15 protein-coding genes are annotated in these 18,399 nt (G+C 46.4%); 7 read left to right on the top strand and 8 right to left on the bottom strand.

Annotation, left to right across the window (positions count from 1 at the left end; translation table 11 throughout):
- Positions 1-42 precede the first annotated feature (42 nt).
- The 3 genes from A4R26_RS31685 (at position 43) to A4R26_RS31675 (ending at position 3,195) form a co-directional block, all read left to right on the top strand.
- Positions 43-1,446, top strand: a complete 1,404-nt coding sequence (locus A4R26_RS31685) for a bifunctional UDP-3-O-[3-hydroxymyristoyl] N-acetylglucosamine deacetylase/3-hydroxyacyl-ACP dehydratase (RefSeq protein ID WP_081170735.1) — start codon at positions 43-45, stop codon at positions 1,444-1,446.
- A gap of 170 nt (positions 1,447-1,616) precedes the next feature.
- Positions 1,617-2,480 carry an acyl-ACP--UDP-N-acetylglucosamine O-acyltransferase gene (gene lpxA / locus A4R26_RS31680; protein WP_242675071.1) on the top strand — a complete coding sequence of 288 codons (864 nt, stop codon included), beginning with the start codon at positions 1,617-1,619 and terminating at the stop codon, positions 2,478-2,480.
- Positions 2,461-3,195, top strand: a complete 735-nt coding sequence (locus tag A4R26_RS31675; protein ID WP_081170733.1) for an ABC transporter ATP-binding protein — start codon at positions 2,461-2,463, stop codon at positions 3,193-3,195. Before lpxA ends, A4R26_RS31675 begins: the two co-directional genes overlap by 20 nt.
- Positions 3,196-3,442: 247 nt before the next feature.
- On the opposite strand, the gene A4R26_RS31670 is transcribed toward A4R26_RS31675, so the two are convergent.
- The 4 genes from A4R26_RS31670 to tsaE form a co-directional block, all read right to left on the bottom strand.
- Positions 3,443-4,705: a hypothetical protein gene (locus A4R26_RS31670; RefSeq protein ID WP_081170731.1), complete on the bottom strand. Its 1,263-nt coding sequence runs from the start codon at positions 4,703-4,705 to the stop codon at positions 3,443-3,445.
- Between the two features lie 242 nt (positions 4,706-4,947).
- A complete protein-coding gene (locus A4R26_RS31665; protein ID WP_081170729.1) occupies positions 4,948-6,210 on the bottom strand; it encodes a hypothetical protein in 1,263 nt (420 codons plus the stop codon).
- Positions 6,211-6,507: 297 nt separating this feature from the next.
- A complete protein-coding gene (locus A4R26_RS31660) occupies positions 6,508-7,722 on the bottom strand; it encodes an alanine dehydrogenase (protein WP_081170727.1) in 1,215 nt (404 codons plus the stop codon).
- 162 nt (positions 7,723-7,884) lie between these two features.
- A complete protein-coding gene (tsaE, locus tag A4R26_RS31655; protein WP_081170725.1) occupies positions 7,885-8,292 on the bottom strand; it encodes a tRNA (adenosine(37)-N6)-threonylcarbamoyltransferase complex ATPase subunit type 1 TsaE in 408 nt (135 codons plus the stop codon).
- 143 nt (positions 8,293-8,435) lie between these two features.
- On the opposite strand from tsaE, the gene A4R26_RS31650 reads away from it, so the two are divergent.
- The 3 genes from A4R26_RS31650 (at position 8,436) to A4R26_RS31640 (ending at position 13,116) form a co-directional block, all read left to right on the top strand.
- Positions 8,436-10,556: a heavy metal translocating P-type ATPase gene (locus A4R26_RS31650; RefSeq protein ID WP_081171022.1), complete on the top strand. Its 2,121-nt coding sequence runs from the start codon at positions 8,436-8,438 to the stop codon at positions 10,554-10,556.
- A 178-nt stretch (positions 10,557-10,734) separates the two neighbouring features.
- Positions 10,735-11,013 carry a four helix bundle protein gene (locus A4R26_RS31645; RefSeq protein ID WP_081170723.1) on the top strand — a complete coding sequence of 93 codons (279 nt, stop codon included), beginning with the start codon at positions 10,735-10,737 and terminating at the stop codon, positions 11,011-11,013.
- Between the two features lie 198 nt (positions 11,014-11,211).
- Positions 11,212-13,116, top strand: coding sequence for a RecQ family ATP-dependent DNA helicase (locus A4R26_RS31640; RefSeq protein ID WP_081170721.1), 1,905 nt, complete (start codon positions 11,212-11,214; stop codon positions 13,114-13,116).
- 91 nt (positions 13,117-13,207) lie between these two features.
- Here A4R26_RS31640 and A4R26_RS31635 read toward each other — a convergent pair whose 3' ends face one another.
- From A4R26_RS31635 to A4R26_RS31625, 3 genes are all read right to left on the bottom strand, one after another.
- Positions 13,208-13,756: an ester cyclase gene (locus A4R26_RS31635; RefSeq protein WP_081170719.1), complete on the bottom strand. Its 549-nt coding sequence runs from the start codon at positions 13,754-13,756 to the stop codon at positions 13,208-13,210.
- Between the two features lie 139 nt (positions 13,757-13,895).
- On the bottom strand, positions 13,896-15,461 hold the full coding sequence (locus A4R26_RS31630; protein WP_081170717.1) for a helicase HerA-like domain-containing protein: 1,566 nt from the start codon (positions 15,459-15,461) through the stop codon (positions 13,896-13,898).
- A gap of 302 nt (positions 15,462-15,763) precedes the next feature.
- Positions 15,764-16,135 (bottom strand): co-chaperone GroES, encoded by a 372-nt coding sequence (locus A4R26_RS31625; protein WP_081170716.1) that lies wholly within the window; start codon positions 16,133-16,135, stop codon positions 15,764-15,766.
- A 203-nt stretch (positions 16,136-16,338) separates the two neighbouring features.
- Between A4R26_RS31625 and A4R26_RS31620 the strand changes: the two genes are divergently transcribed.
- A complete protein-coding gene (locus tag A4R26_RS31620; protein ID WP_081170714.1) occupies positions 16,339-17,040 on the top strand; it encodes a response regulator transcription factor in 702 nt (233 codons plus the stop codon).
- Positions 17,041-17,350: 310 nt separating this feature from the next.
- Here A4R26_RS31620 and ruvB read toward each other — a convergent pair whose 3' ends face one another.
- Positions 17,351-18,385, bottom strand: a complete 1,035-nt coding sequence (ruvB, locus tag A4R26_RS31615) for a Holliday junction branch migration DNA helicase RuvB (protein WP_081170712.1) — start codon at positions 18,383-18,385, stop codon at positions 17,351-17,353.
- Between the last annotated feature and the right edge of the window lie 14 nt (positions 18,386-18,399).

Raw genomic sequence — 18,399 nt, 5'->3', positions numbered from 1 at the left:
TACGGAATCCCTATCTTTGCGCATTCTTATTAAAAAACAGGAATGAACAACAATTTTAATCCCGATAAACAACATACCCTGCAGTCGGCTGTAAGTATCTCCGGTACCGGTTTACATACAGGAATTAATGTGGATATGACCCTGAAGCCAGCCAACCCCGGTTTTGGTTTTCAGTTTCAACGCATTGACCTGCCCGGCCAACCTGTGATGAAGGCTGATTGCGATCTGGTTACCGATACATCCCGGGGTACAACCCTGCAGGATGGCGATACCCGGGTGTCTACAGTTGAACATATTCTGGCGGCGCTGGTGGGTATGGGCGTGGATAATTGCCTTATAGAGCTGAATGGCCCTGAAATTCCTATTGCCGACGGTAGCTCAGCCCCGTTTGTTGAGATCATTGAAGAAGCCGGCGTGCTTGAGCAGGATGCTGCCAAGATCTGGTACAGCATCGATACCAACATTACCCTTTACGATGAACAGAAAAGGGTTGAAATGACGGCCCTTCCTGCTACAGATTATAAAATAACAACCCTTATTGATTTTAATAGTCCGGTATTGGGCACCCAGCATGCAGGTTTAAAAACCATGCGTGAGTTTAAGGATGAAATAGCTCCCTGCCGTACCTTCTGCTTTTTGCACGAGCTGGAAATGTTGTTGCAGCATAACCTGATAAAAGGCGGCGACATCAACAATGCCATTGTAGTGGTTGATAAACCGGTTACCCAGGAAGAAATGGAAAGGCTGGCCAAGGTTTTTGGCCGCAAGAAGATAGAAGTGAAAAACGAAGGGTACCTCAATAACCTCGAATTACGTTTCCCCAACGAACCGGCCCGGCATAAAACGCTGGATATAGTTGGCGACCTGGCGCTGATCGGTTATCCCATCAAAGCCCATATCATTGCCAACCGTCCCGGTCATAGCACAAACGTTGATTTTGCCCGCAAGATCAAACAGTACATCAAGAAGAACAAACATGTAAAGGATGTTCCGGTATATGATCCCAATCTGCCGCCGGTATATTCCCTGCAGAAGATCGAAAAAACCCTGCCGCACCGTTTTCCTTTCCTGCTGGTTGATAAGATCATTGAGTTGAGCGACAAACATATTGTTGGAATAAAGAATGTGACCTATAACGAGCCGTTCTTTCAGGGTCATTTTCCCGGTAACCCCGTAATGCCCGGCGTATTGCAGGTAGAGGCGCTGGCGCAAACCGGCGGTATCCTTTGTATCAACGCCATGCCCGCCGGAGAGTACGATACCTACTTTTTGAAGATCGATAATTGTAAATTCAAGCAAAAAGTTGTTCCCGGGGATACTATGATCCTCAAAATGGAGTTAATGGCTCCTATACGGCGCGGTATTTGCGAAATGCGGGGAACGGTGTATGTGGGCAACAAGATTGCTACTGAAGCCGACCTCATGGCGCAACTGGTAAAAAGGTAAATAATTGGTTATTACCACGCAAAAGGTTAGTGAACAGTAAAATTTATCACGTCGTAGGGGTTTAATGATTTAGTTTTGTCTATTTTAGCAGATTAATTAACATCAAACGTCAATCCATCCATAAACAGAGTTTAGGTGACGATCACCAGCAAAATCCCACCGGGGATGGGATGTCCGTTACGCCTATGAATGAATATCCTGCTACAACCCTTAAGAATGTAAATAAAATGATTCATCCGCATACATATATACATCCTAACGCCAAGATTGCCACCAATGTAAAAATTGACCCGTTTACGGTGATCCATCAAAACGTGGAAATAGGCGAAGGTACCTGGGTAGGAAGTAATGTAACCATCATGGAAGGCGCCCGCATCGGTAAGAACTGCCGTATCTTCCCGGGTGCTGTAATTTCCGCCATGCCGCAAGACCTCAAGTTTGAAGGGGAAGAAACGCTTACAGAAATAGGCGATAATACCACCATTCGTGAGTTCGTAACCATTCACCGTGGTACCAAGGACAGGTGGAAGACCAAAGTTGGTAAAAATTGTATGATCATGGCTTACAGCCACGTTGCCCATGACTGTATCATTGGCAACAACGTTATCCTCAGCAACAACTCACAGGTAGCAGGCCACGTAATTCTTGGCGACTGGGCTATTCTGGGCGGTATGTGCGCTGTGCACCAGTTCACCAAGGTAGGTCAGCATGCCTTTGTAAGCGGAGGTTCGTTAGTAGGAAAAGATATTCCCCCCTATATTAAAGCCGGCCGTCAGCCATTAAGCTATGCCGGTGTGAATTCAGTTGGTTTAAAACGTCGCGGTTTTACGGTTGATAAGATCAATCACATCCTCGATATTTACCGTGTCATCTATAACAAAGGGTTCAACACCAGCCAGGCGCTCGAATACCTGGAAGAAGAGTTCTCTGCAACCGATGAACGCGATGAGATCGTAACCTTTATTCGCGAAAGCGGCCGCGGTATCATTAAACGCTATTCAAAAAATAGTGTGGATGAAGATATCGCTGATTAATGCCGGCAAACGTTTTAACCGCGACTGGATCTTCCGAAATTTTCAGCAGGAATTTAGTGCAGGCATAGCCTATGCCATAACCGGTCCTAACGGGTCGGGTAAATCTACTTTATTACAGGTGATCGGCGGCGCCATGATCATGAGTGAAGGAAGCGCGAAATATACAATTGGCAATTGTGAAACGGCAAATCCCGACGAATCGGGACAGGCTGAGAAACGTGAAAGTTCTATTCCCGATGCTCATAATCAGCAATCCGCCTTCGCCAGGGCTTCGGCGGACAAGGAAATTCATGTTGACCAGGCTTTCAGGTATATTTCCATAGCTGCCCCCTATCTTGAACTAATAGAAGAAATGACCCTGCAGGAATTTCTGCAGTTCCATAGCCAGTTCAAACCATTTATGCCCGGCTTCGGCATTCCGCAGATCATCGATGAAATTGGTTTAAAAACCGCTACCCATAAACAGATCCGTTTCTATTCAAGCGGAATGAAACAGCGGGTAAAGCTGGCACAGGCTATTTTCAGCAATGTTCCCTGCGTTCTGCTCGATGAGCCCTGCACCAACCTCGATGCGGCTGGAATTGAATTATATCACCACCTCGTGAAATCGTATTGTAACAAACGGCTGGTTATTGTAAGCTCCAATGATGAGCAGGAGTATAAGTTCTGTACCGAAGTAATAAGTATCCTGGATTATAAAAAGAAGCAGCCGTAAATCGGCAATCGTGAAACGGCAAACGTGGAATGGTTTACCGGACTTTGGGACTCGTTTTTTTCCGGCAACTAATTTAATTATAATTAGCCTGCCGCACATAAACCCTTTATCAACTCTTTCACCTCTATCAACATTTCAACCATTAGTAAACCTGTAGCACATAGGAAACCTCGTTAACCCGTCAACTTACTTCTACTTTTACCTTTATCATCAATATCAACTCCATCACCTCTATCAACCTTTCAACTCACCTCTTCTGCACATACACATGATTGCCTATCCCAAAATGCGCTTTGTCTTTAGGATAGAAATAAAACGCGCGGCGCATGGTGGTTCCGTTATTGAACCGCAGTTCGATGGAATAGCCGTTCAGTTTATAGGAACCGGCCTCATCCTTTTTTGAATAAGCCGAAGTGGCTATACTATAATCGGTATAATTGGTGCCCACACCCACACCGGTAAGTGCAAATCGGCCCAGCGTATTGAAAAGAATGTTCTTTGAAGACACCGTAACCACGTTACCTCCTATTGCGCTGTTACCGGCGCCGATCATGCTGGTGAAGGCGCCCTCGATCTTTTCATTTCCGGCTGCCGGACGGGCCCAGAACCAGTTCTTCTCCCATTTCTCCGATTTGTTTCTGCCGGGCCAGTTAACCGTAATGGTGCCGCCGCTTATTTTCCAGGTACCCCATTTTTTGGGTTCTCGTTGTTTTGAAAGCCCTACGTTGAACTCGTACGGACTAACCACCGGATTGCTGTAAATAGAGCCATCGTTCAGTAACAGATAGGGCATGTACTCGCTTACAACGGATCCCCCGGCCCCATAACTATGCTCAAGGTTTATGATGATGCCTTTTATTTCGGTAGGTTTTAATCCTTTTACGGGAGTGGTTACATTATCATTACTGGCAATTGGGTTACGGGGAGCAGGTGTTTTTTCTATTACCGGGGGAAGCATAGCGGGTGGCGGTGGGTTGTTTTTGGCAACTTCAACCAGACCCGATGTTTCAAATGCACCTTCCTGTTTGGCCAGTTTGCCAAAGTGCATGGCGGCCGTTTTCATACAATTGGTGTAATAAGTGATATCAGGTGAGCTGAACAACTTCGCCATCCTGTACTGCTGGTTGTTGGTACGGTAGGCCATATAGGCAACATACCACACCTTGCCACTCTTATCGCTCACTTTACCCGAATAAGAAGAGAGGGTATTATAACTGATATTCTTTTTATCTTTTTGTTTTGGGAGAGAAAAGCCCGCTCCGCGCAGATTTTTGTCGATGGTTCCGGTAAACCATTCATCGAAGGTCTTTCCATCACTCTTTTCAAGCGGCATTACCTCATATGAGAATTCTTTATTTTCATCACTGAAAACAGCAGTTGGTCTAAATATATAGCGTCCTCTGAATTCTTCCATCTTCCAGCCCAGCATTGGCTGAACAGGCGATTGAGCCAGTACGGAAGGCATACCCAAACCCACGATCAGGACTATTACCAGGAGCGCATTTTTCATAGTAGGCTATTTACAGGCAATGGTCAATTTTCGGGCCATAGAAAAAGAAAGGCCGTTTATGCGGCCTAAAACTTTCTCACATGTTTAAAACTTTTCCGAAGAAAAGTTTTAAACATGTGTATGCACCTGTAAATAATTGTAAAGCAGGGTCGCCGGAAAGGATGGTTATTCGCTCCTGATAACCTGGCCGGTCAACCGTATTTTAGAAAGTTCCCCCGCTTATGCGGGGTTGGGATAATATCTTAATTGCCGCTGGCGGTAGCGTTCTCACCAAATTGTTTAGGCACATATACTGAGTTGCCTACGCCAAAATGGGTTTTACCAGGCAGGTAGAAGTAAAAAATGCGGCGAATAACAGTGCCGTTATTGAATCGCAGCTCAACTGAATAATCGTTGAGGGTATACGTACCGGCTTCATTCCTTTTATTGAACTCTGCAGCAGGTATGGGCGTGTTAGGGTTATTGCTTGGGCCGTTCGTCAGCGTGAACTGACCATTATTATTGAAAGCAATATATTTTGAAGTAAATCCTTTATCGGCGCCTTTCACGGCTTCATTTTCCAAACCGTTCACCGTTATGTACGCACCGTCGAGTTTTTCTTCTCTTTGAGAAGGAGTTGCCCAGAACCAGTTCTTGAACCATTTTTCTGTTTCACCGGTAGCGGTCCACTCAACAGCGAAAGTATTGTTCTTCAGCTTCCAGGTACCCCATTTCTTAGGCTCCTTTAATTTGCTTTGGGCAACATCGAGGCTATAGGGGCTAACAACCGGTTCGCTGTAAATAGAACCATCGTTCAATACCAGGAAGGGTTTGTAAATACGTACCATTTTACCATCGGGAGTTGTGTTATACTCGAGGTGGATCAGGATACCGTTGATCTCCTGTGTTTTCAGGCCTTTCTCTGGTAAATTTTCAGCCTGGGCATTCGTATTATTACCAGACCTTGCATCCTGTCTTGAATGATTATTTGACCTTGTATTCCTGGCGGAAGACGACATGGAAGCATCTGCCTTTGCGAGCTGACCGATATGATCGGCAACAGGGCGCATATAATTGGCATAATATTTCACATCGGGTGAACTTGTAATACGCGCCATACGATTTTCACCGTTTCCTGCCTGATAGGCAACATACGTCACATACCATGCTTTGCCTTTTTTATCGGTAAGCTCGGTTGAAAATGAAATGATCGTTTGGTTGGTGGTAATGTTCTTCTTTGATGAAGAAGCTGGTGGTAATGTAAAACCAGATTCTTTTACATCTTTATCAATAGCGCTGCTAAACCAGTCTTCTATCGACTGCCCTTCACTTTTTACAAAGGGCATAATTTCATATACGAATTCTTTTGATTCTGTTGGAGTTGTTTTTGTAATCGGCTTCAATATATAACTGCCGCCTTTCTCATCCATGTCCCAACCTGAAATAGCAGGAACGGATTGGGCAAAAGAAGGGATTTTACAAACCAGGATAGCGAGTGCTATCAGAAAATAGGGCCTTGTCTTCATAACAGGTATTTGAATCCAATTAGCAACTTTTGGGCCATAGAAAACGTGAAAAACGTTCTTTTATTACGAAAATCCACGTTTTCTTCTTATTAAAGGCGGCAATTGTTAATTGGGGGAATACACAAAAATAATAGGAAACTTGTTAAAGTCAAATGTCTACCGCATTATAACGGAATTAAATCCTATTTAGTGTTAAGATAACACTTAACATGTTCCAACTGGGCTTTATCGTTTATAAAACAATATTATTGTTGCATTATCATTAAAAATATTTTTCAACCCATGCAACCTTTTTTGTTAACGCTGGCTCGCTATCAGCAGGTTTAGATCGGTGTATTTCAGATCGAAGCGTTGACTTAAATGAAAATTGGTGAGTGCGCCTTTGAAAAGATAAATACCACTGCGCAGGTGTACTTTATGCCATACCAGGTTTTCGAAACCGCCTTCTTCACCGGCTTCAAGTAACAAAGGCATCAATACGTTACTGATTGCCTGCGAAGCGGTGCGTGCAAATCCTGATGGAATATTGGGAACACAATAGTGAATGACGCCGTACTTCATGAAGATCGGTTGTTCATGGCTGGTGATCTCGGAAGTTTCAAAACAACCGCCGCGGTCGATACTAACATCGATGATCACACTGCCGGGTCGCATATTGCTGATCATCTCTTCGGTAACCACCACCGGTGTACGGCCGCTTTGCGAACCGAGTGCGCCAACGGCTACCTCACAGGTCTTTAATTGTTTGGCCAGAATGCGCGGTTCCATTACCGAGGTCCACATACGCTGACCGATATTGTTCTGCAACCGTTTCAACCGGTATACGCTGTTGTCGAATACTTTAACGGAAGCGCCCAATGCCAATGCAGCGCGGGCGGCAAATTCGCCAACGATACCCGCGCCAAGGATAATGACCTTGGTTGGCGGTATGCCCGAAATTCCACCCAGCAATACGCCCTTGCCATGGTTGGCCGAACTGAGGTATTGCGCCGCGATGAGCATCACCGCACTACCGGCAATTTCACTCATGCTTCGTACAATGGGTAAACTGTCGCTATCGTCTTTGAGATTTTCGAACGAGATGGCGGTAATGCGCTTCTCCATCATCTTCTGCAGGAACTCGGCCTTCATGGCCGATAAATGAATAGGCGAAATGATCACCTGGTTGAACTGCAGATGTGGCAGATCATCCTCTACCACCGGAGCGCTTTTTACCAGTATGGGAGCCTTGTATACGGCTGCTTTGTCGTAAACTATCCTGGCGCCGGCCTCGCTGTAATCGCGGTCGCGGAAATGCGCCGCCTCGCCGGCATTATGTTCAATCACTACATTATGCCCGTTGCTTACCAGCACACCCACCGCTTCAGGCGTAAGCGCAATACGGTTTTCCTGGAAGGCGGTCTCCTTTGGAATACCAATATGTAACTGTGCCCCTTTGGGCTTTATATCCAGAGTTTCCTGAAGTGTTTCGTAACTAAAAGAAGTGCTGATAATCGGCTTTTGCTGGGACATGTAGCAGTAAATGATTTTACCCCCATTATCGGGGCCACAAGTTACAACTTTTAACCTATTGCAATGAAAGTCAATTATACAAACCCCTGCCAAAAGCTTTTTTGGTTAATTTACCCCCAAAAAAGCCGACAAGTTGGCCGGAATTATTACAAATAGAAAAATTTATAAGATGGAAATGCTGCGGGTAGCCTGGTCTACCACCTGCACCTCCACCCTGGCGGTATCCTCTGGAAAGATACCTTCAGCCCGGCCCGGCCATTCAACCAGGCAAATATCCCCCGAATACAGGCAGTCCTCTACCCCGGCCCGTACGGCTTCCTCCTCGTCTTTCAACCGGTACAGGTCAATATGGAACAGCCTGCCGCCCGGGTAGGCATATTCATTAATAATGGAAAAAGTGGGGCTTCCCACCGTACTTGTTACTCCCTTTTCATCGCATAAGGCGTGAATAAGCGTTGTTTTACCTGCGCCCATATTGCCATAAAAAGCAATTACCTTACGCCCATCAACAAGTTCCCAAAACCGGCGTGCCGTTTGCCGGATAGTATCCAGTGTACATTGCAATTGCATAAGGCCACAAAGATAAGACCATGAGGTGGAAAGACAGATTTAAGTTAAAATTGCAACCCAGTGTACATATTATTGCTTTCAGGCCCCGCACATTTACCCGTTGAGCGGTAAATTTGCAAACACTCAACACCCCATGGATGGATATGAAAAAAGTGAATTGGAAAGTAGATGGCATGACCTGCTCGAATTGTGCACTGACCGTTCAGCAATACCTCAACAATGAAGGCCTGGCCAATGTGAAGGTAAACCTGATAGGGGGTGAAGTGAGTTTCGATATCAATGGCAAAAACGAGCAGCAGATCCTCAAAGGCATTGAATCGCTTGGTTATAGCGTGCAGGGCGATGGGCCGGCCGCACCTCAAAAGAGCAAAAGGTTATTTAGGAACCATAAGCAACGCTTTCTCTTCTGCCTGGTATTTACCTTACCGCTGATGTTGCACATGTTCGATAGATGGGTGCATATTCACTGGCTTATGAATCCCTGGGTACAACTGGGCCTTTGTTTACCTGTTTACATGGTGGGTATGGATTTCTTCGGCCGCAGTGCCATCAAAAGCATTCGCAACCGCATGCCCAATATGAATGTGCTGGTAGCCATTGGCGCCACAGCGGCATTTGTATACAGTTTAACGGGTGCACTGTTGAACCTGGGGCCTCAATATCTGTTTTTCGAAACCGCCGCATCAATAATTACCCTGGTATTCCTGGGTAATTATCTCGAAGATGCTTCAATAGAATCGACCCAGCGGGCATTGAACAGTTTGGCCAGATCGCAAAAGGTGATGGCCAATATGATCGCCTTTGATGAAAACCACCAGGAGCTCATCTTTCCCATAGAAAATACCCAACTTCGCAGCGGCGATCTTATACTCATCAAAAGCGGTGAACAGGTTCCTGCCGATTGTAAGATTCTGACCGGCGATGCTACGGTTAACGAATCAATCATCACCGGTGAAAGTTTGCCCATTACCAAACAAGCAAAGGATACCCTCATTGGCGGTAGTCTTGTTGCAGACGGCATCATAAAAGCCCAGGTCACTGCCGAAGCAAAAGATTCGGTGCTTTCAAATATCATCAACCTCGTAAAACAGGCGCAAAGCGAAAAACCGCCGGTACAGCAAATGGCCGATAAGATCAGCGCCATCTTTGTTCCCGTAGTACTGGCCATTGCCGTGGTAGCCTTTATCATAAACTATCTGGTGCTGCAAGATTTTACCCTTGCATTGATGCGCAGCATCGCTATCCTTGTAATTGCCTGTCCATGCGCCATGGGTCTTGCCACACCGGCAGCCATTGCCGTTGGTTTGGGCCGCGCCGCCAAAAACGGGGTACTGTTCCGCAATGCCAGGAGCCTTGAACTATTCAGGACAATCAAACAGGTGGTGTTCGATAAAACCGGAACGCTTACTACCGGCCGGTTCGAGCTGGCGAATTACCAGGTGGTGGCCGATAATCTTTCTGCCGAAGAATTCAAACACATTGCATTTTCGCTGGAGAAGTATTCGAACCATCCTATTGCCCAATGTATAACGCTTAGCTGGAAACGAAAAGACCCGATCCGCTTTACAAAGGTGGAAGAGAAAAAAGGCATTGGCATGATGGCCATCACAGCAACCGGCGATCAGTATATTGCCGGTTCGTTCGAAACCGCCATGTCGTTAACTCCGGAAGACTCGCATAACGTATATATCACCAGGAACGGGCAATTGCTGGGCTGGATAGATGTAAAAGACGAAATACGCCCCGAAGCCATTTCCATTGTTCAATACCTGCGGCACCGGGGTATCCGCACTATTTTGCTAAGCGGCGACCGGCTGAACAAATGCCGCCAGCTCGCCAACCTGCTGGGTATCGATGAAGTAATTGCCGAGAAAAAGCCCGAGGAAAAACTGGCGGTTATTGAAGATCTCACCCTGCAGGGCCCAACGGCGATGGTAGGCGATGGCATCAATGATGCGCCGGCGCTGGCAAAGGCCACTATTGGCATTTCACTGAGTGAAGCTTCTCATATTGCCGTACAAACGGCCGATGTGGTGCTGATGAACAGCGGCATCAGGAACCTGCCATTAGCGCTTGGGCTGGGCCGTCATACCTTCCTCACCATTAAACAAAACCTCTTCTGGGCGTTTATTTACAATATAGTTGCCATACCGGTAGCCGCATTCGGTTTGCTTACGCCCACCTTTGGCGCGTTGGTAATGGGATTGAGTGATGTGGTGCTGGCAGGCAATTCGGTTAGGCTGTTTGTTAAGAAGGTAACTTAGTTGTGTTAGGAAACTGCCGGCAAACGGCAGACGTGAAACGGCAAATAGAAGGCGACAGATTTTTTCAGGATTGAATACGCTGCGGCTGGCGCCTTCGCTAAAGCTTCCATGTGATGAATTCATGATATTGATTAGCATTATTATACAATTGTAAGAATATGATACTTTTGAATAAAACATGTTCATCCCATTAAACCACAAAAACCTGGATGTATACAAAGTATCACACCTAATACTTTTAGAATGTTATAAAATCACAGGGCAATTACCCCCGGAAGAAAAATATGTTCTTGTATCACAAATAAGAAGAGCTTCGATATTGGTTAAACCAAATATTGCGGAAGGAGCCTCAAGAAAATCAATAGCGGAAAGAAAACGCTTTTATGGGGTAACAAGGAGTTCTGTTGTAGAAATAGATTCAGCAAAGGAAGCGGTTGTTGATCTTAAATATGTTTAAGTAGAAAATTTACAACCTCTTGGAATGCTCTTAAATCGCTGTTTTAGCATGCTTTGTAACATGATAGGCTGATTCAGGAAATTCGCTATCTGTGATTAGTCCTGAAAAATCGGGAATCTTTTCACGTTTCTCAGCCTGTCCCGATTCGTCGGGATTTGCCGTTTCACGACAAAGCCCCATGATTAACGATTATTACAAATGGACATCCATCACATACTTAAACAATACTGGGGTCATAAAACCTTCCGCCCAATGCAGGAAGACATAATCCACTCCGTATTGGCAGGCAAAGATACGCTGGCATTGATGCCTACAGGCGGGGGTAAATCCCTTTGCTTTCAGGTACCGGCAATGGCGCAGAATGGCTTGTGCCTGGTAGTGAGCCCGCTGATAGCATTGATGAAAGACCAGGTAGATAACCTGCGCAAAAAAGGCATTACGGCGTTTGCCATTTATTCAGGCATGAGCCGTAAAGAAGTGATCAACATCCTGAAATTATGCACCAGCAGCAATTGTAAATTCCTGTATGTTTCACCCGAACGTTTAGAAACCAATTTGTTCCTTGAATACCTGCCGGCCATCGATATCAATTTAATTGCCGTTGATGAGGCGCATTGTATTTCACAATGGGGATATGATTTCAGACCACCCTACCTGCGCATAGCTGCCCTGCGTGATGAATTGCCCGGCATTCCCATTCTGGCGCTTACGGCGTCTGCTACCCCCATAGTACAAAAAGATATTTGTGATAAACTGCATTTTAAAAACCATGCGGTATTCAGCCGGTCATTCGAACGGCCGAATTTATCGTACAGCGTTTTTACAGTTGATTCAAAAACCAATAAGATAACCGACATACTGCAGAAAGTAAAAGGCAGCAGCATCGTTTATTGTAAAAGCCGCAAACGCACCAAAGAGATAAGCGACCTGCTGAACATGCACGGCATTACCGCCGACTTCTACCACGCCGGTTTACAACAGGTAGAACGTACGCGCAAACAGGCGGCCTGGATCAATAACAGCATTCGCACCATCGTTTGCACCAATGCGTTTGGCATGGGTATAGATAAACCCGATGTACGCGTGGTAGTTCATGCCGATGTGCCCGACTGCCTCGAGAACTATTACCAGGAAGCGGGCCGCGCCGGACGTGACGAAAAGAAATCATACGCCGTATTGTTATTCGATAACAGGGAACTGGAAGAACTGAAAAAGCTTCCTGACATTCGCTTCCCCGACCTGCCCGTCATCAGGCAGGTATATGAAGCATTGATGAATTACCTGCAAATCGCCGCGGGCTCAGGCGAAGGCAATTACTATAACTTCGATTTCACCGACTTTATAAAAAAATTCCACCTCGATGTGCACCAGGCCATCTATGCCATTAAAGCGCTGGAGCAGGAAGGCTGGGTAAGTTATCACGAACAGATCTTTTTACCGGCACGCATTCAGTTCATTACCGGCAAAAGCTGGTTGTACCAGTTTGAAAAAGATAACCCGCAACTGGAACCGCTGATAAAAACATTACTTCGAACGTACGAAGGCATCTTTGACATACCGGTGAACGTGCATGAAAAAAGCGTTGCCGGGTTATTGCACAGGGAAGAAGCGGCCATTATACAGGAACTTAAAAGACTGCATGCACATGCCATCATTGAATATATTCCACGAAAAGACACGCCGCAGTTATATGTTATGCTGAACCGCGTAAGAGCAGAAACGCTGCGGATCGACATGACCGGTTATAAGAAAAGAAAACAGCAGTTCATAGAGCGTATTGAAACAATGATAACATATGTGCGTGTTGAAAAACAATGCCGCAGTCAGTTTATTGCCGGTTACTTCGGCGACCCGAACACAAGACCCTGTGGTATTTGCGACAATTGCCTGCAGCAAAAGAACCATGGCTTGTCCAGTGCTGAATTTGAGAATATTGCCCAATCTATATTTACCGTAATCAATCAGCACCCTTTACCCGGTGAGCTATTGCAACAACAGCTTCCCGGTATTAAACAGGAGAAACTGTACAAGGTGCTCGATTTTCTGCAATCGGAAAACAAACTGTTTGTAGATAAAGAAGGGTATGTACGGCCGGCAAAGTAAAAAAGGTGGGTCGCCCCGGCTACTATCGGAACGGCTCACCTTTTTTATTTTATATCAGCCCCCGCAAGTTGGCGAAGGCCTCACTCTTTGATCACTTCTTCGGCGGCGCCATGCCTACCTGCGTTGCCATCGTATTCGGAGATTGTACATTATGATGCTCCACGATTTGTCCGGCATCATTTAGTTTGAAGATATCAACATCCTTCATCTTATACGTCTTATTGGTTGCCCTGGCTCCCATGAAATCATTCTTCCAGGTACCGCTCCACTCACCCCAAACCATTACCCAATCGCCATCGGCCACATATTTAAGATCAGTGCCTTTATTATCGGGGAAAGCATTCATCCAGCCCTTTACCATATTCATGATACTGTCTTTCCCCTTTACCGCCGGCATACTGCCATCGTTATAATCAACCGCATCGGGAGCAACGTTTTTAAATGCTTCATCGACATTGTTTGCCATCATGGCTTCCATGCTGGCCATAACTACTTTTTTGTTGCGCTCGGATTTACTTTCGGCCGTTGCCGTATCGGCCATGTTGCCTTCACCGGTACCACCTTCCGTTTTATCGGTGTTGGTTTCACAGGCTGTAAATAAGGCTGTAGCAACAGCCAGCAATGCAATCATTTTCTTCATAATTGTTATTTTAGGTTAATAAATGCTATTCACGGGCATAACCCATGGCGTGTGGTTGGGAACATTTAAAAAACCAACAATAGAAGTAAGGATCTAATTGCTACAATAAGCCTTAAGGAATTTGTACGTCATAATAGAGCTAAAACCAACTGCTGCTTTTCCTGCGTGAAGTGCTTTTTCCGCCCAAACCCAGTGCACCCAGCAAACTGCGGGTTATAACACTAGCTGCGGTACGGCCTATTTGTTTGGTTACCGGGCTCTCCAATACTTTTTCCAATGTTGACTTCTCTTCTCTTTTGGAAGCTTTTGCGGGCTTTTCCGCCGCTTTTGCTTCTTCCGTTTTCTGCGCAGCTTCTTCGAGTTTTGCGGTCAGGATCTCGCAGGCGCTTTCGCGGTCTTCATCATGGGCATATTTTTTCACCAGCTTCGATTGATTCACCAGGGTGTCTATTTCCTGGTCGGAAAGGATGTCCATCCTCGAACGGGGCGGAACAAGCATAGTATGCACCAACGGAGTGGGAATACCCTTCTCATTCAATGCAGTTACCAACGCTTCCCCTATACCTAATTGAGTAAGCAGTTCGGATGTTTTATAAAATTCGGTTTCGGGGTAATTCTCAGCGGCCTGCTTAATGGTCTTTCTATCGGCGGCGGTGAAGGCACGCAATGCATGCTGTACTTTCAAACCCAGCTGACTTAAAATAGCAGCCGGAACATCCTGCGGGTTTTGCGTACAGAAGAAAATACCTACACCTTTTGAACGTATGAGTTTTATAACCGTTTCTATTTGCTGTAACAGGGCATCGGTGGCTTCCTGGAAAACCAGGTGCGCTTCATCGATGAACATTACCAGTTTGGGCTTATCCATATCACCGGCCTCAGGCAGGGTGGCATATAGTTCGGCCAGCATTTGCAGCATGAACGTGGAGAACAGCTTCGGGCGGTTTTGCATATCAGTTACCCGCAGCACATTGATGATACCACGGCCATCGTCAGCAATACGCATCAGGTCGTCGATCTCAAAAGAAGGTTCGCCAAAGAACTGGTCGGCGCCCTGTTGCTGCAGCTCAATTACTTTACGCAGAATGGTGCCGGTGCTTGTAGTCGCTATCTTTCCGTAAGCCTGTTCAATTTCTTTTTTGCCTTCGTTGCTGATGAACTGGATCACCTTTATGAAATCTTTCAGATCGAGCAGCGGCATTTTGTGATCATCGCAATACTTGAAAATGAGTGAAACAATGCCTTCCTGGGTATTGTTGAGGTCGAGGATCTTCGAGAGTAAGATGGGACCGAACTCGCTTACCGTAGCACGCAGGCGTACGCCTTTTTCATTGCTCAGGGTCATCAGCTCAACCGGGAAAGCGGTTGGTTTATATTCGCCGCCTATTTTGGCAACGCGGTCCTTTATATTATTATTCTCGGCGCCGGCGACGGCAATACCGCTCAGGTCGCCCTTGATATCCATCAGCAGCACGGGCACGCTGGCATCGCTCAGGGCTTCGGCGATCAGCTGCAGGGTTTTGGTTTTACCGGTACCGGTTGCCCCGGCAATAAGGCCATGGCGGTTCATGGTCTTTAACGGAATATATGCATCTGTGCCTGCCAGTACTTCCCCGTCCAATACAGCCGTACCTATGCGAAAAGATTCTCCTTTAAAAGTATAGTTATCCTTTACCAACTGAACAAATGCATCTTTAGCGGACATATCAATTTTTTATGGCAGAAAGATACATGTTTCAGTGGAATCGGCAAGCCCCGGGCGGGGTTCAGATTACAATTTTTACGGAAGTGTCTGAACAGAAAAAGAGGTGCTGCAATAAGCTGATAATAAATTCATTAAACCGCTTCCGGGTTTATTCCGGATCAATGAAAAGAGCCGCGCGTAAGCACGGCCCGGGATAATTTGTACGAATAACTCATTGCTGATCCTGAGGCCAGCCATCCAATCAGGCTGTCAGCAAGCAAAGCACTATCACATTAGCAAATTAGCATATTAGCACATTTGCTTTAGATATCCTCCTCTCTTTCCAACATCAGTATAGCGCTCTGCGGAACGATATAGTACTTATCATTCTCATATAATACTTCGGTAGCGCCGCTTAATAAAAAGATGGCGAGGTCGCCCTCCCTTGCCTGCAGGGGAACGTATTTTACCTGTTCTTCGCTGCTTTTCCAGCTTTCTTCTTCCACCGGTAAGGGAATTGCATAGCCGGGTCCGGTCTTAATAATATACCCCTGTTGCACCTTTTCGCGTTCCCCTACCCCGGGCGGCAGGTACAAACCGGTTTCGGTACGTTCATTGGGTTTGGCCGGGCGGATCAATACCCTGTCGCCGATGACAATAAGTTTCTTAAATCTGTTATCAGTAGTCAATCGCATATCACCTTAATTAAAGTTGTAAAATTAACCAATTAACTGTTCATACCTAATGCGCCAGGTGTGCCATGGTTACCCCGGCGTCGAAAGCGAACCGTGGCACACCTTCTTTATGCAGGCATTATTAACAAATAATTACACGGCTATTGCCAGTTATAGCAAATGATTTAACTTTATTTACACTATCGAACTAAATTTACATCACAATGGAAGGAAAGAAACCTAAAATTTTATTATGCGAGGACGACCAGAACCTTGGAATGGTGTTGAAGAATTACCTGGAGCTGAATGATTTTGATGTGACGCTGGAACGTGACGGTCGCCTCGGCCTTGCCGCATTTCAACGCGAAAGATTTGATCTTTGCCTACTTGATATAATGATGCCTCATATGGATGGCTTCACACTGGCGGAAGAAATTCGCGATGTGGATCCCGACATTCCATTGTTTTTCCTGAGCGCAAAGACCATGAAGGAAGACATCATTCAGGGGTACAAGCTCGGTGCCGATGATTATATCACCAAGCCTTTCGACAGCGAAGTATTGTTGCTGAAAATAAAGGCTATCCTGAAAAGAAATGAGGAAACGAATAAAGAACAGGAGAATAAGGAATACGACCTCGGCGATTATCACTTCAATCCCAAATTACGCGAACTGAGCCATAGCGGTAAAACGCAGACTTTATCGCCTAAGGAAAATGAGTTGCTGAAAATGCTTTGCGAGCATATGAACGATCTGCTGCCACGCGAGCAGGCGCTCAAAAAAATCTGGGGTAGCGATACCTATTTCAATGGCCGTAGTATGGATGTGTATATTGCCAAATTGCGCAAGTACCTGAAAGACGATGACAGCATCGAGATCGTGAACATCCATGGCAACGGTTTCCGCCTGGTAGTTCCGGTTGCGTAAGTACGCCCTACGTTTCGGATTTACAGTTTACATTATACCGTTTTATGACATACGTCCCGATTTTTCGGGACGTATTTTTTGTTATGCGTGAATCGCCTCGTGAAACGTGAAGGGCTCGCGACATTTGGGATGTTTGTAAACCCATGCGCCGCTTGAATTTCGAGCCGCCTGCCGGGGATGGCCGCGCTAAGGTTTGCCGTTTGCCGTTTCACGTTTGCCGACGTACGCCGCGCTGAGGTTTGCCGTTTGCCGATTCACGTTTGCCGACGTACGCCGCGCTAAGGTTTGCCGATTGCCGAACCAAACGCCCCTATTCAAACAACAAACCCGCGCCGCCGCTTCCCGGCTGCACCCTGCCCAAATGCGCGTATGCTTTATGCGTTGCCTCACGGCCACGTGGCGTACGTTTAAGAAAACCTTCCTGTATTAAAAATGGCTCATATACCTCTTCCAGCGTTCCGGTTTCTTCACCCACCGCGGTTGCAATGGTTGTAATACCCACCGGACCGCCCTTGAACTTATCTACGATCGTAAGCAGAATACGGTTATCCATTTCATCGAGGCCATGTTCATCTACATTCAGCGCCCGCAAGCCATGCTGGGTAATGCCGAGGTCGATAACGCCATTGCCTAATACCATGGCAAAATCACGCATTCGGCGCAGTAGCCCATTGGCAATACGCGGCGTACCGCGACTGCGCCGTGCTATTTCCCCGGCCGCATCGGAAGTTATTTTAGAACCAAGGATCTCGGCCGAACGGTGTACGATCTTCGTCAGCGTTTCTGCAGTATAGTATTCCAGCCGCGATTTAATGGCAAACCGCGACAATAACGGCGCGGTAAGCAAACCGCTGCGGGTAGTAGCGCCCACCAGGGTAAACGGGTTCAGCGTAAGTTGTATACTGCGCGCATTGGGACCGCTATCGATCATGATATCGATGCGATAATCTTCCATCGCAGCATACAGGTATTCTTCCACCACCGTGCTCAGCCGGTGGATTTCATCAATGAACAATACATCGCGCGGTTCCAGGTTGGTGAGGAGCCCGGCCAGGTCGCCGGGTTTTTCAATAACAGGTCCGCTGGTTTCCTTGATATTAACGCCCAGTTCATTGGCCACAATACGGCTAAGCGTGGTTTTTCCTAAGCCCGGGGGGCCATGGAACAGGATATGATCCAGCGCTTCGCCCCGCATTTTTGCGGCCTTTATAAAAATGGTCAGGTTCTCGATGATCTGTCCCTGACCCGAAAAATCGTTTATTTCCCGGGGCCTGATATTATTTTCAAACTCCTTATCTGCCGCAGTAAGCGTTTCCTTATTGTTATTTAAGTTGGGATTGGCCATTTGTTTGGGCTTCT

The sequence above is a fragment of the Niastella populi genome (assembly GCF_002078015.1).
GTDB classification, from domain to species: Bacteria; Bacteroidota; Bacteroidia; order Chitinophagales; family Chitinophagaceae; genus Niastella; species Niastella populi.
This window is presented reverse-complemented; position numbering and strand designations above follow the sequence as displayed.

What these genes read in the sequence shown, in the direction of transcription:
- A4R26_RS31685 (WP_081170735.1), top strand. Translation starts at nt 43, where the DNA reads ATGAACAACAATTTTAATCCCGATAAACAACATACCCTGCAGTCGGCT.
- lpxA (WP_242675071.1), top strand. Translation starts at nt 1,617, where the DNA reads ATGTCCGTTACGCCTATGAATGAATATCCTGCTACAACCCTTAAGAAT.
- A4R26_RS31675 (WP_081170733.1), top strand. Translation starts at nt 2,461, where the DNA reads ATGAAGATATCGCTGATTAATGCCGGCAAACGTTTTAACCGCGACTGG.
- A4R26_RS31670 (WP_081170731.1), bottom strand. Translation starts at nt 4,705, where the DNA reads ATGAAAAATGCGCTCCTGGTAATAGTCCTGATCGTGGGTTTGGGTATG.
- A4R26_RS31665 (WP_081170729.1), bottom strand. Translation starts at nt 6,210, where the DNA reads ATGAAGACAAGGCCCTATTTTCTGATAGCACTCGCTATCCTGGTTTGT.
- A4R26_RS31660 (WP_081170727.1), bottom strand. Translation starts at nt 7,722, where the DNA reads ATGTCCCAGCAAAAGCCGATTATCAGCACTTCTTTTAGTTACGAAACA.
- tsaE (WP_081170725.1), bottom strand. Translation starts at nt 8,292, where the DNA reads ATGCAATTGCAATGTACACTGGATACTATCCGGCAAACGGCACGCCGG.
- A4R26_RS31650 (WP_081171022.1), top strand. Translation starts at nt 8,436, where the DNA reads ATGAAAAAAGTGAATTGGAAAGTAGATGGCATGACCTGCTCGAATTGT.
- A4R26_RS31645 (WP_081170723.1), top strand. Translation starts at nt 10,735, where the DNA reads ATGTTCATCCCATTAAACCACAAAAACCTGGATGTATACAAAGTATCA.
- A4R26_RS31640 (WP_081170721.1), top strand. Translation starts at nt 11,212, where the DNA reads ATGGACATCCATCACATACTTAAACAATACTGGGGTCATAAAACCTTC.
- A4R26_RS31635 (WP_081170719.1), bottom strand. Translation starts at nt 13,756, where the DNA reads ATGAAGAAAATGATTGCATTGCTGGCTGTTGCTACAGCCTTATTTACA.
- A4R26_RS31630 (WP_081170717.1), bottom strand. Translation starts at nt 15,461, where the DNA reads ATGTCCGCTAAAGATGCATTTGTTCAGTTGGTAAAGGATAACTATACT.
- A4R26_RS31625 (WP_081170716.1), bottom strand. Translation starts at nt 16,135, where the DNA reads ATGCGATTGACTACTGATAACAGATTTAAGAAACTTATTGTCATCGGC.
- A4R26_RS31620 (WP_081170714.1), top strand. Translation starts at nt 16,339, where the DNA reads ATGGAAGGAAAGAAACCTAAAATTTTATTATGCGAGGACGACCAGAAC.
- ruvB (WP_081170712.1), bottom strand. Translation starts at nt 18,385, where the DNA reads ATGGCCAATCCCAACTTAAATAACAATAAGGAAACGCTTACTGCGGCA.